At 57.4% G+C, this 12,398-nt stretch carries 11 protein-coding genes and 1 tRNA gene; 9 read left to right on the top strand and 3 right to left on the bottom strand.

Going from position 1 to position 12,398, the window contains the following annotated elements; translation table 11 throughout:
• The first annotated feature begins 5 nt into the window (after nucleotides 1-5).
• The 3 genes from AWM69_RS14120 to AWM69_RS14110 all read left to right on the top strand — a co-directional run bounded on the left by AWM69_RS14120 (nucleotide 6) and on the right by AWM69_RS14110 (nucleotide 4,133).
• Nucleotides 6-1,280, top strand: coding sequence for a YeaH/YhbH family protein (locus tag AWM69_RS14120; RefSeq protein ID WP_131653325.1), 1,275 nt, complete (start codon nucleotides 6-8; stop codon nucleotides 1,278-1,280).
• Nucleotides 1,277-2,839, top strand: a complete 1,563-nt coding sequence (locus tag AWM69_RS14115; protein ID WP_131653326.1) for a SpoVR family protein — start codon at nucleotides 1,277-1,279, stop codon at nucleotides 2,837-2,839. Before AWM69_RS14120 ends, AWM69_RS14115 begins: the two co-directional genes overlap by 4 nt.
• 61 nt (nucleotides 2,840-2,900) lie before the next feature.
• Nucleotides 2,901-4,133, top strand: coding sequence for a multifunctional CCA addition/repair protein (locus tag AWM69_RS14110; RefSeq protein WP_218727244.1), 1,233 nt, complete (start codon nucleotides 2,901-2,903; stop codon nucleotides 4,131-4,133).
• Between the two features lie 53 nt (nucleotides 4,134-4,186).
• On the opposite strand, the gene folK is transcribed toward AWM69_RS14110, so the two are convergent.
• Both folK and folB read right to left on the bottom strand, forming a co-directional pair.
• A complete protein-coding gene (gene folK, locus AWM69_RS14105; protein WP_131653328.1) occupies nucleotides 4,187-4,711 on the bottom strand; it encodes a 2-amino-4-hydroxy-6-hydroxymethyldihydropteridine diphosphokinase in 525 nt (174 codons plus the stop codon).
• A complete protein-coding gene (folB, locus tag AWM69_RS14100; RefSeq protein WP_131653329.1) occupies nucleotides 4,702-5,055 on the bottom strand; it encodes a dihydroneopterin aldolase in 354 nt (117 codons plus the stop codon). Before folB ends, folK begins: the two co-directional genes overlap by 10 nt.
• Nucleotides 5,056-5,130: 75 nt before the next feature.
• Between folB and plsY the strand changes: the two genes are divergently transcribed.
• Nucleotides 5,131-5,700 carry a glycerol-3-phosphate 1-O-acyltransferase PlsY gene (gene plsY / locus AWM69_RS14095; protein WP_048380769.1) on the top strand — a complete coding sequence of 190 codons (570 nt, stop codon included), beginning with the start codon at nucleotides 5,131-5,133 and terminating at the stop codon, nucleotides 5,698-5,700.
• A gap of 55 nt (nucleotides 5,701-5,755) precedes the next feature.
• Here plsY and tsaD read toward each other — a convergent pair whose 3' ends face one another.
• Nucleotides 5,756-6,781: a tRNA (adenosine(37)-N6)-threonylcarbamoyltransferase complex transferase subunit TsaD gene (gene tsaD / locus AWM69_RS14090; protein WP_218727243.1), complete on the bottom strand. Its 1,026-nt coding sequence runs from the start codon at nucleotides 6,779-6,781 to the stop codon at nucleotides 5,756-5,758.
• A 198-nt stretch (nucleotides 6,782-6,979) separates the two neighbouring features.
• Here tsaD and rpsU point away from each other — a divergent pair, with 198 nt between their 5' ends.
• The 5 genes from rpsU (at nucleotide 6,980) to AWM69_RS14065 (ending at nucleotide 12,358) form a co-directional block, all read left to right on the top strand.
• The gene (gene rpsU, locus AWM69_RS14085) at nucleotides 6,980-7,195 is read left to right on the top strand and encodes a 30S ribosomal protein S21 (RefSeq protein WP_002551877.1); all 216 of its coding nucleotides are present in this window, start codon (nucleotides 6,980-6,982) and stop codon (nucleotides 7,193-7,195) included.
• Between the two features lie 474 nt (nucleotides 7,196-7,669).
• Nucleotides 7,670-9,625: a DNA primase gene (gene dnaG, locus AWM69_RS14080; protein ID WP_218727241.1), complete on the top strand. Its 1,956-nt coding sequence runs from the start codon at nucleotides 7,670-7,672 to the stop codon at nucleotides 9,623-9,625.
• Between the two features lie 67 nt (nucleotides 9,626-9,692).
• On the top strand, nucleotides 9,693-11,546 hold the full coding sequence (gene rpoD / locus AWM69_RS14075) for an RNA polymerase sigma factor RpoD (protein WP_048380775.1): 1,854 nt from the start codon (nucleotides 9,693-9,695) through the stop codon (nucleotides 11,544-11,546).
• A gap of 168 nt (nucleotides 11,547-11,714) precedes the next feature.
• Nucleotides 11,715-11,791: transfer RNA gene (locus AWM69_RS14070), tRNA-Ile, on the top strand.
• Nucleotides 11,792-11,905: 114 nt separating this feature from the next.
• Nucleotides 11,906-12,358 carry an Lrp/AsnC family transcriptional regulator gene (locus AWM69_RS14065; RefSeq protein ID WP_048381678.1) on the top strand — a complete coding sequence of 151 codons (453 nt, stop codon included), beginning with the start codon at nucleotides 11,906-11,908 and terminating at the stop codon, nucleotides 12,356-12,358.
• Nucleotides 12,359-12,398 lie beyond the last annotated feature (40 nt).

Here is a 12,398-nt window from a genome sequence, read left to right as displayed (position 1 = left end):
GGCCTATGAGCTATGTGATCGACCGACGCCTCAATGGCAAGAACAAGAGCACGGTAAACCGTCAGCGTTTTCTGCGGCGTTATCGTGACCACATTAAAAAGGCCGTAGAAGAGGCCGTAGGCCGCCGCTCCATCACCGACATGGAACATGGCGAACAAATCAGCATTCCCGGCCGGGATATCGATGAGCCCGTGCTGCACCATGGCCGTGGCGGCAAACAAACGATAGTTCACCCGGGCAACAAGGAGTTCACCAGCGGCGAGCATATTCAACGCCCGCAAGGCGGGGCTGGAGGCGGTGGCGGCCCGGGCAAGGCCGGCAATTCCGGCGAAGGCATGGACGAGTTCGTGTTTCAAATCACCCAGGAAGAATTCCTCGAGTTCATGTTCGAAGACCTCGAGTTGCCAAACCTGGTGAAGCGCAACCTGACCGGCACAGACACGTTTAAAACCGTACGCGCTGGGATCAGCAACGAGGGTAACCCGTCACGCATCAACATCATCCGTACTCTGCGCTCCGCTCACGCGCGGCGTATCGCCCTGTCCGGCAGCAGCCGGGCCAAACTCAGGGAGGCCAAAGCCGAACTGGAGCGGCTGAAACGCGAAGAGCCGGACAACTTCGGTGACATCAAGGACCTGGAAGCCGAAATCGAAAAACTCAGCGCCCGGATCCACCGCGTGCCGTTTCTCGACACCTTTGACCTCAAGTACAACCTGCTGGTCAAACAGCCCAATCCCAGCTCGAAAGCCGTCATGTTCTGCCTGATGGACGTTTCAGGCTCCATGACCCAAGCCACGAAAGACATCGCCAAGCGCTTTTTCATCCTGCTGTACCTGTTCCTGAAACGAAACTACGACAAGATCGACGTTGTGTTCATTCGCCACCACACCAGTGCCCGCGAAGTCGACGAAGAAGAGTTTTTCTATTCCAGGGAGACAGGCGGCACCATTGTGTCCAGCGCACTCAAACTGATGCAGGAGATCATGGCCGAGCGCTATCCCACCAATGAGTGGAACATCTACGCGGCGCAGGCTTCAGACGGTGATAACTGGAACGACGACTCCCCTATTTGCCGCGACATCCTGATCAACCAGATCATGCCGTTCGTGCAGTACTACACTTACGTGGAGATAACTCCGCGCGAACATCAGGCGCTCTGGTACGAATACGAACGCATTGGCGAGGCATTTTCCGACACCTTCGCTCAACAGCAACTGGTCTCGGCCGGGGATATCTATCCGGTCTTCCGTGAACTCTTCCAGCGCAGGTTAGTGACATGACCGCCAAAGAGAATAAACGCCATCCCATCTCCACTGGCTCTGAGTGGACCTTTGAACTGATCCAGGCTTATGACCGCGAAATCGGCCGCCTGGCCGAACGCTATGCGCTGGACACTTACCCCAATCAGATCGAGGTCATCACCGCCGAGCAAATGATGGATGCCTATGCCTCTGTGGGCATGCCGCTTGGCTATCACCACTGGTCCTACGGTAAGCACTTCCTGAGTACCGAGAAATCCTACAGCCGAGGCCAGATGGGGCTGGCCTACGAAATCGTCATCAACTCTGACCCGTGCATTGCTTATCTGATGGAAGAAAACACCATCTGCATGCAAGCACTGGTGGTTGCCCATGCCTGCTATGGCCACAACAGTTTCTTCAAGGGCAACTACCTGTTCCGGACCTGGACCGATGCCAGCTCCATCATCGATTACCTGGTATTCGCCAAGCAGTACATCATGCAGTGCGAGGAGCGTCATGGCATCGATGCGGTCGAGGATCTGCTGGACTCCTGCCATGCACTGATGAACTACGGTGTCGACCGCTACAAACGCCCTTATCCGATTTCGGCCGAAGAAGAGCGTCGCCGGCAAAAGGATCGCGAAGAGCATCTGCAAAAACAGATCAACGATTTGTGGCGAACCATCCCAAAAAGCGCTGACAAGTTCAGCGAAAAAGACAATGCACGCTTCCCGGAGGAACCTCAGGAAAATATTCTGTACTTCATCGAGAAACATGCGCCATTACTGGAGCCATGGCAGCGTGAAGTGGTGCGTATCGTGCGCAAAATAGCCCAGTACTTTTACCCTCAACGCCAAACCCAGGTGATGAACGAGGGCTGGGCGACCTTCTGGCACTACACCCTGATGAACGACCTCTATGACGAAGGCCTGGTGACTGAGGGCTTCATGATGGAGTTCCTGACCTCCCACACCAGCGTTGTGTTCCAGCCCGGCTTTGACAGCCCCTACTACAGCGGGATCAACCCCTACGCACTGGGGTTTGCAATGTATCGCGACATCCGTCGCATTTGCGAAAACCCCACCGAGGAAGATCGGCGCTGGTTCCCGGACATGGCTGGCAGCGACTGGCTATCCAGCATCAAGTTCGCCATGAGCAGCTTCAAGGACGAGAGTTTCATCCTGCAGTACCTGTCACCCAAGGTCATCCGCGACCTGAAGCTGTTCAGCATCATGGACGATGATCAAAAGGACGACTTGCTGGTGCCCGCCATTCATGATGAGAACGGCTACCGCATCATCCGTGAAACCCTGGCCGCTCAGTACAACCTGGGCAATCGTGAGCCCAACGTACAGATCTGGAGCATTGACCGCCGCGGCGACCGCTCACTGACCCTGCGTCACCAGCAACATGACCGCAAACCCCTGGGCGACTCAACGGACGAAGTACTCAAGCACCTGCATCGCTTGTGGGGCTTCGACATCCACCTCGAAACCCTCCAGGGCGATCAAGTCATGAAGGTGCAACACGTTCCGCCCAAAGGCGATCATGGCGATGCCGAGTACGGACGCCTGGACATGAGCGCCATCCACCTTTGACATACAGGAGCCTCCGTTAGCGTGGCACACGGGTTATTCTGTCGCGCTAACGGAGGTTTTTATGAAGATTTATAAAGTGGGCGGCGCTGTACGTGATCGCCTTCTGGGCATCCCCGTCACCGATATCGACCGGGTGGTGGTTGGCGCTACAGCCGAACAGATGCTCGCCAAAGGGTATCGCCCTGTGGGCTCTGACTTCCCGGTATTTCTTCACCCAAAAACCGGCGAAGAATATGCACTGGCACGCACCGAGCGCAAAAGTGGCCGCGGTTATGGCGGCTTTGTGTTTCATGCGAGCCCCGACGTCACCCTTGAAGAAGACCTGATCCGCCGCGACTTGACCATCAATGCGATGGCAGAAGACGACGAAGGTAATATCACCGACCCCTATGATGGCCAGCGCGATCTCGAAGCGCGGATTTTGCGTCATGTTTCTCCCGCATTCGCCGAAGATCCTCTCAGAGTCTTGCGTGTAGCCCGATTTGCCGCTCGCTATGCCGGGCTCGGCTTCAGCATCGCCCCCCAGACACTGGAACTCATGCGTCAACTGGCCAGATCCGGCGAGCTGCAAGCCCTGACGCCGGAACGCTGCTGGAAAGAGATATCTCGCGCACTGATGGAAAAGCATCCTCACGTGTTTATTGAGGCACTGCGCAGCTGTGATGCACTTGAAGTGTTACTGCCTGAGGTCAACGCCCTGTTCGGGGTGCCGCAACCTCCCGCTCACCATCCGGAAATCGATACCGGCCTGCATACCCTGAGCGTACTGGAGCAATCTGCACTGCATGAGCAGCCGCTGACGGTACGCTGGGCGTGCCTGCTGCATGATCTTGGGAAGGGGCTGACACCCACGAGCGAGTGGCCACGACACATTGCCCACGAGCACAAGGGTTTGCGTCTGATCAAAGCAGTGAACGACCGCTACAAAGTGCCCCGTGATTGTCAGGAGTTGGCACTGCTGGTGGGTGAATATCACACCCACGGCCATCGTGCCCTGGAGCTTAAGGCCTCGACCCTGCTGGAATTGCTGCAGCGCTTTGATGTGTACCGTCGGCCACAGCGTTTTGAGGAGTTTATCGTCGCGTGCGAAATGGACGCCAAAGGACGTCAGGGGCTGGAAAATCGACCGTATCCGCAAGCCGATTACTTACGCGGCGCAGCCTTGGCGGCCCAGGCGGTGGCCGTGCAACCCTTGCTGGAGCAAGGTTTCAAAGGCCCGCAGCTCGGCGAAGCCCTGAAACACGAACGCCTCAAGGCACTGCAGGCCTACAAGAACGCGAGGCAACCTCTGTAGACGCTGCCGAAGGAAGGTCCGAGGGACCTTCAAGAGCCGGCAGCGGCAACGGGTTAACCAATAAGCATGCGCTCCGGCGTTAATTGCACGCCTCGCCACTCAAATGCCACTGGGGCGAGCACTTGGTCAATCTGCGCATCCGCCCACATCCGGGCCAGGGTTTCGCCTGTGCCCGGATGGACTTTGTCCGCAGCCATCAATGACAACGGCCAGAGCACGAATGCATTTTTGAGGATCTCGGCACGCGGCAGGATCAGTCCATCAAAATTGCCCTCCAGATCGCCGTAGAACAACACGTCGATATCCAAAGGCAATCCTTTACGATCTTGCGCATAACGACCGTTATCAGCCTCGATCAGTTTCAAACGTCGGCTTAGTTCGGCCAGTGGCAAATCCGTTTTAGCAGACACCACCAAGTTGAAAAAAGGCCCGCTTTTGATCCCTACCGGCTGACTTTCGAACACCGGTGAACACTGCATGTCCCGCAAGAAAACGGCCAGCGCTTCGAGACCGGCATCCAAATGCTTTTCACGCTCGACATTGCTGCCCAGCCCGAGAAAAATCCGAGTCAGCGACATCCGCGCTCTATCTCCACGCCCACGCCTGTGGCCGCCGCAACCGCGCCGGGCTTGGTCAGCTTGAGGTGCAACCAGGGAATATTGAATTCACTCATCAAGACCTCGGCCAGACGCTCGGCGAAGGTTTCAACCAGTTGGAATTGCGCCTCTTCGGCAAAAGCCTGAATTCGCGACGAAACACTCGCGTAATCCAGTGCCAGGGTCAGATCATCGCCCGCAGCAGCAGGACGGTTATCCCACGCAAAACTCAAATCCAGCCGCAGGCACTGACGGATGCCACGCTCCCAGTCATAGGCACCAATGACAGTGTCGACTTCCAGGCCTTCGATAAACACTCTGTCCAAGCACTTTTCTCCGCAGCACGACAAGGGCGCAATGCGCCGTTAGAATCAGGGGCATCCTCGCCCGGAATAGTTAGCATGTTTTGGTTACTGGCGATCCTCGCCTACCTGCTCGGCTCTCTGTCCTTCGCCATTTTGCTCAGCCGTGTGACGGGAAATCCCGACCCGCGAATGAGTGGATCAGGCAATGCTGGCGCGACCAACATGTTGCGTCTGGCTGGTAAAAAGCTCGCCATCCTGACTCTGTTCGGCGACTTCTGCAAAGGCCTGCTGCCCGTATTACTGGCCAACCAGATCGGTCTCCCGCTCCAGCAACAAGCCTGGATCGGCATCTGCGCCGTGATCGGACACATGTACCCGGTGTACTTCCGCTTCAAGGGCGGGAAAGGCGTCGCCACGGCTGCCGGCATGCTGCTGGGGCTTTACCCGCCCGCCGCACTGCTGGCCGTTGCTGCCTGGCTGCTGACCTTCCAGCTAAGCCGTACCAGCTCGCTGGCGGCCCTGATTGCCACACCCCTGACCCTGCCACTACTGGCCTGGCAAGAATCGGCCGCCTTGCTACCGATGTGCGCCTTGACGGCATTGATCGTCTGGCGACATCGCAGCAATTTACGCGACCTGGTGGCCGGGCGCGAACGGCATTTCTGAATTATCCGGGTGAACAGAACTCACGCACCCGCTCAAACCCCGCTCACGCACACCCTCACAAGGGTTTTAACTGCTCCATCGGCCAGCGCGCCTGCACACAGATTGCCAGACTTTCGTGCTGGCCAGCCTGCAAACGCTGACAGCCGGCAAAGGCGATCATCGCGCCATTGTCCGTGCAGAACTCTGGACGAGCGTAGTAAACATTGCCATTCATGTCGCCCAGCATTTTCTCGAGCGAAACGCGCAAAGCCTTGTTGGCGCTAACGCCACCGGCAATCACCAGCCGCTTCATGCCAGCGTGCTTCAGCGCCCGCTTGCACTTGATGGTCAGTGTTTCAACCACCGCTTGCTGGAACGCCAGAGAAATATCACAACGGGTCTGCTCGGTATCGTCCCCCGCCGCTACGCAGCGCTGCCATGTATTCAGGGCAAAGGTCTTGAGGCCGCTGAAGCTGAACTCCAGCCCCGGACGATCCGTCATGGGCCGAGGGAACACGAACCGCCCAGCAACGCCCTGAGCCGCCAGCCGCGCGATCTCCGGGCCACCCGGATAATTGAGCCCCATCATCTTCGCCGTCTTGTCGAAGGCTTCCCCGGCAGCATCGTCCAGGGTCTCGCCCAACAATTCGTATTGGCCGATGCCATCAACGCGAACCAGCTGCGTATGACCTCCCGATACCAACAAAGCGACGAACGGAAATTCCGGTGGCTGCTCTTCGAGCATCGGGGCCAACAAGTGCCCTTCCATGTGATGCACGCCAAGGGCCGGAATGCCCCAGGCAAACGCCAGCGCCTGAGCGCAAGAAGCCCCAACCAGCAGGGCTCCGACCAATCCAGGCCCGGCGGTGTAGGCAATCGCGTCGATCTCGGTAGGCACACAGTCGGCCTCGGCCAACACCTGACGAATCAACGGCAGCATGCGCTTGACGTGATCCCGCGAGGCGAGCTCCGGCACCACACCGCCATAAGCGCGGTGCAGGTCGATCTGACTGAACAGTGCATCGGCCAAAAGCCCGCGCTCACTGTCGTACAGCGCGACGCCGGTTTCGTCGCAAGAGGTTTCTAATCCCAGTACTAGCATGGGTTTACGCCTTGTAGAGGCTAAATTCGAAGGCGCGCATAATAGTCGCCACTTCCGCGCCCGGCCAGCGGTTTTCGATCAGAGGCTTTGCATTCCGGGCGATGAGGGGTTAACATCCGCAACCCTTAAAAACCGACGTCTTCCAACGCGATTTTGCCTTGAGACGTTGACCCCGGTAATGAATGAAGGTAGCTCTGGATGCCAGCCGTCAAAGTAAAAGAGAACGAACCCTTCGACGTAGCTCTGCGTCGTTTCAAGCGCTCCTGCGAAAAAGCCGGTGTACTGGCTGAAGTTCGCAGCCGCGAATTTTACGAGAAGCCGACTTCTGAGCGTAAGCGTAAAGCAGCAGCCGCTGTTAAGCGTCACGCGAAGAAAGTTCAGCGCGAGCAGCGCCGCGCCGTTCGTCTGTACTAATACACAGACGTTCGTAGCAAGCTTCTGCCAAGCCCGGCCTAAAGCCGGGCCGTAGGCAGTTGCAACACGTTACAAGCTTTACCGTCAAGGCCGCAGATGCGACCGCGACAAAACGCTATATCACGTCAGACCTGGTCTAATAGCCAGCGGTGCACGTCTTTACTGACGAGCCTTCCAAGGCTACCGACGAGCACACTTCTCTGATTTTCCCAAAGACGATCAGCCCAAGACACCTCTCCAGTGTCTGCTTATGAGCTATCCGAGGCCAGCCATTGGTCAATGCCGGACTCAGAGCGCAACACCTATCGAACCCCATTCACCCTGATTAAAAATGAGTCAGCGGAGTTTCGACAGTTACACTTCCCCTAAATGATTGAGCTGACGTCCCACGATCGAGCAGAGCCTTCGCCTGCACGCCTTGATGACCACGCCCTTTATACGGGTTAATTTCTGCGCAGTGATGACGAGAACGCCATGGCCGGGTTAATCCCCCAGAGCTTTATTGACGACCTTCTGAACCGTACCGATATCGTCGATGTCGTCAGCTCGCGCGTGCAAATGAAGAAAGCCGGCAAGAACTACACCGCCTGCTGCCCCTTCCACAAAGAAAAAACCCCCTCCTTCAGCGTCAGCCCGGACAAACAGTTCTACTACTGCTTTGGCTGCGGCGCTGGCGGCAATGCCCTCGGCTTCATCATGGACCACGACAACCTGGATTTCCCCCAGGCCGTCGAAGAACTGGCCAAAGCCGCAGGCATGGAAATACCCCGGGAAGAAAGCGGACGCCCACATAAACCACGGCAACCGACCGACTCTCCGCTCTACCCCCTTCTGACCGCCGCAGCTGACTTTTATCGCCAGGCCTTGAAAAGCCATCCGGCACGCAAAGCCGCTGTGGACTACTTGAAAGGCCGAGGCCTCACCGGCGAAATAGCCCGCGACTTCGGCCTCGGCTTTGCTCCGCCCGGCTGGGACAATCTGTTCAAGCACTTGAGCAACGATACCCTGCAGCAAAAAGCCATGATCGATGCCGGCCTGCTGGTTGAAAACGCCGAGACAGGAAAACGCTATGACCGCTTCCGCGATCGCGTCATGTTTCCAATCCGCGACAGCCGTGGCCGCATCATTGCCTTTGGCGGACGAGTTCTGGGGGACGACAAACCCAAGTACCTGAACTCCCCGGAAACACCGGTGTTCCACAAAGGCCAGGAACTGTACGGGCTGTTCGAGGCCCGCAAATTCAATCGCAGCCTCGATGAAATCATCGTGGTCGAAGGCTACATGGACGTTATCGCGCTCGCCCAGCAAGGCCTGCGCAACGCCGTCGCAACACTGGGTACCGCAACCAGCGAAGAACACATGAAGCGCCTGTTTCGCGTGGTACCCAGCGTTTTATTCTGCTTTGATGGCGACCAGGCAGGCCGCAATGCCGCCTGGCGCGCACTCGAAGCCACCCTGCCCTGCTTGCAGGACGGTCGCCGCGCACGCTTTCTGTTCCTGCCCGAAGGTGAAGACCCGGATACCCTGATCCGCTCCGAAGGCACTGACGCTTTCAAGGCACGCATCAACCAGCACGCACAACCGCTGGCCGATTACTTCTTCCAGCAATTGACCGAAGAAGCCGATCCGCGCTCCCTGGAGGGCAAAGCCCACATGGCCACGCTGGCGGCCCCGCTGATCGACAAAGTCCCGGGCGCCAACCTGCGGACCTTGATGCGTCAGCGCCTCAGCGAAATCACCGGACTCAACAGCGAGGCCGTGAGCCAGCTGGCGCAGAATGCGCCCGCAAAGACCCAGGCCCAACCCACGTACGACCCCGGCATTGACTATGATGCCATGCCCGATTACAGCGACTTCCAGCAACCGGACTCCTACCTCCCGCAGCAAGAGTGGACGCCGAAGAAACCCGGCGCCGGCGGCAAAAAATGGGAAAACAAACCGTGGGACAAAAAAGGCAAGCGCACAGGCGAGCGCGAACAGGCCTGGATCCCGGTAGGGGTTGAACCGCCCACGCTGACCGCACTGCGCACGTTGCTGCATCATCCGCAGCTGGCCAAGAAAGTTGAAGACGCCGGGCACTTTGCCGCAGAAGACCAGACTAACAATCAACTATTGATCGCTCTGGTCGAGGCCGTACAGAAAAATCCTAAGCTAAGCTCTATCCAGTTGCTGTCCCGCTGGCACGGCACTGAACAGGGTCGCTTGCTGCAAAGACTGCTGGAAAAGGAATGGCTAATTGATGCCGACAACCTTGAACAACAGTTTTTCGACACCATAACTAGCTTGTCAGCTCGCCAACGTGAGCGAAATCTAGAGCAACTTCTTCGAAAAGCACGTCAAGGCGAGCTTAGTACCGAGGAAAAGAAACAGCTACTCGACCTCTTGGGTCGTAATAATCCTGCATCGAACCCGACCTCAACTGGCGCGTGAGGTCATAGCTAAGGTATAATCCTCGGCTTGTTTTTTGCCCGCCAAGACCTTCAGTGGATAGGGTGTTATGTCCGGAAAAGCGCAACAGCAGTCTCGTATCAAAGAGTTGATCACCCTCGGCCGTGAGCAGAAGTATCTGACTTACGCAGAGGTCAACGACCACCTGCCCGAAGATATTTCAGATCCGGAGCAAGTGGAAGACATCATCCGCATGATTAATGACATGGGGATCCCCGTACACGAGAGTGCTCCGGATGCGGACGCCCTTATGCTGGCCGATGCTGACACCGATGAAGCAGCTGCTGAAGAAGCAGCTGCCGCGTTGGCGGCAGTAGAGACCGACATTGGTCGTACTACCGACCCAGTGCGCATGTATATGCGTGAAATGGGCACGGTAGAACTGCTGACACGTGAAGGCGAAATCGAAATCGCCAAGCGTATCGAAGAAGGCATCCGCGAAGTGATGGGCGCAATTGCGCACTTCCCTGGCACGGTTGACCATATTCTCTCCGAGTACACTCGTGTCACCACCGAAGGTGGTCGCCTGTCCGACGTTCTGAGCGGTTATATCGACCCAGACGACGGCATTGCACCGCCCGCCGCCGAGGTTCCGCCTCCTGTCGACCCCAAGACGGCCAAAGCCGCCGAAGGCGACGACGAAGAGGAAGAGAAGGACGACTCCACCGATGAAGAGGAAGAGGTCGAAAGCGGCCCCGACCCGATCATCGCGGCACAGCGCTTTGGCGCCGTCTCCGACCAGATGGAAGCCGCTCGCAAGGCCCTGAAAAAGCACGGTCGTGACAGCAAGCAGGCAATTGCCGAGCTGGTTGCACTGGCTGAGCTGTTCATGCCGATCAAACTGGTTCCGAAGCAATTCGAAGGCCTGGTTGAACGTGTTCGCAGCGCCCTGGAGCGTCTGCGTGCACAAGAGCGCGCCATCATGCAGCTGTGTGTACGTGATGCACGCATGCCGCGTACCGATTTCCTGCGCCTGTTCCCGGGCAACGAAGTCGACGAAAGCTGGAGCGACGCGCTGGCCAAAGGCAAAAGCAAATACGCTGAAGCCATTGGTCGCCTGCAACCGGACATCATCCGTTGCCAGCAAAAGCTGTCGGCTCTGGAAGCTGAAACCGGCTTGAAGGTTGCCGAGATCAAGGACATCAACCGTCGCATGTCGATCGGTGAGGCCAAGGCCCGCCGCGCGAAGAAAGAGATGGTTGAAGCCAACTTGCGCCTGGTGATCTCCATCGCCAAGAAGTACACCAACCGTGGCTTGCAGTTCCTCGACCTGATCCAGGAAGGCAACATCGGCTTGATGAAAGCGGTAGACAAGTTTGAATACCGCCGCGGCTACAAATTCTCGACTTATGCCACCTGGTGGATCCGTCAGGCGATCACTCGCTCGATCGCCGACCAGGCCCGCACCATCCGTATTCCGGTGCACATGATCGAGACGATCAACAAGCTCAACCGTATTTCCCGCCAGATGTTGCAGGAAATGGGCCGTGAACCGACCCCGGAAGAGCTGGGCGAACGCATGGAAATGCCTGAGGATAAAATCCGTAAGGTATTGAAGATCGCTAAAGAGCCGATCTCCATGGAAACCCCGATCGGTGATGACGAAGACTCCCATCTGGGCGACTTCATCGAAGACTCGACCATGCAGTCGCCAATCGATGTTGCCACCGTTGAGAGCCTTAAAGAAGCGACACGCGATGTACTCGGCGGCCTCACTGCACGTGAAGCCAAGGTACTGCGCATGCGTTTCGGTATCGACATGAATACCGACCACACCCTTGAGGAGGTTGGTAAGCAGTTCGACGTTACCCGTGAGCGGATTCGTCAGATCGAAGCCAAAGCGTTGCGCAAGCTGCGCCACCCGACGAGAAGCGAGCATCTACGCTCATTCCTCGACGAGTGATCCCAAAACCCCCGGCCCTGCCGGGGGTTTTGCTTTCTGACCGAAAAACCTTCCCCGCGCCCGCCCTCATCCGCCGCAGATTTCTCAGCTATAGCCCTTCACCCGCCTATTTCAGACTTTTCGGATAGCACTACCGAGAAAGCATCGTTATAATCCGCGGCCTACTGAGGGCCTATAGCTCAGTTGGTTAGAGCAGGGGACTCATAATCCCTTGGTCGTAGGTTCGAGTCCTACTGGGCCCACCATCTTGAAAGCCGCGCACTGCGCGGCTTTTTTGTTTGTGCGATTTGAGGTTTCAACCTCTGCAGCCAAGCCATGTACCATGATCGCCCTGCCCGTTCATGCCATTGGAGCTTCTCTTGCTTGATACTCGCCCGCCCGCTCTGGATGAAATAGACCGTCAATTGATTGCGGCCTTGCAGCTCAATGCCCGTGAAAGTGTGGCGATGCTTGCGCGTCAGTTGGGGATTGCGCGTACCACCGTGACGTCTCGGCTGGCACGGCTGGAGAAGACCAAGGTGATCACCGGGTACGGGGTGCGTTTGGGGCAGCGTCTGATTGATGGCGGCCTGCAGGCTTATGTGGGGATTACGGTGCAGCCGCGCTCCGGTAAGGATGTGGTGCGTCGCTTGAGTGCAATGGCTCAGGTGCAGCAGTTGTGTGCGGTCAGTGGCGAGTTCGATTACGTGGCCTGGCTGCGCAGCGAGTCCCCTGAGCAGCTGGATCAGTTACTCGACCAGATCGGTAGCGTGGAAGGGGTGGAGAAAACCACGACGTCTATCATCCTCAGTAGCAAAGTCGATCGCGGATAAGCCGTTATGTCCGCCAGATAGAACATTATGTAATCCATAT

Source organism: Pseudomonas sp. D1HM, assembly GCF_019266105.1.
Classification (GTDB): Bacteria; Pseudomonadota; Gammaproteobacteria; order Pseudomonadales; family Pseudomonadaceae; genus Aquipseudomonas; species Aquipseudomonas taetrolens.
This window is presented reverse-complemented; position numbering and strand designations above follow the sequence as displayed.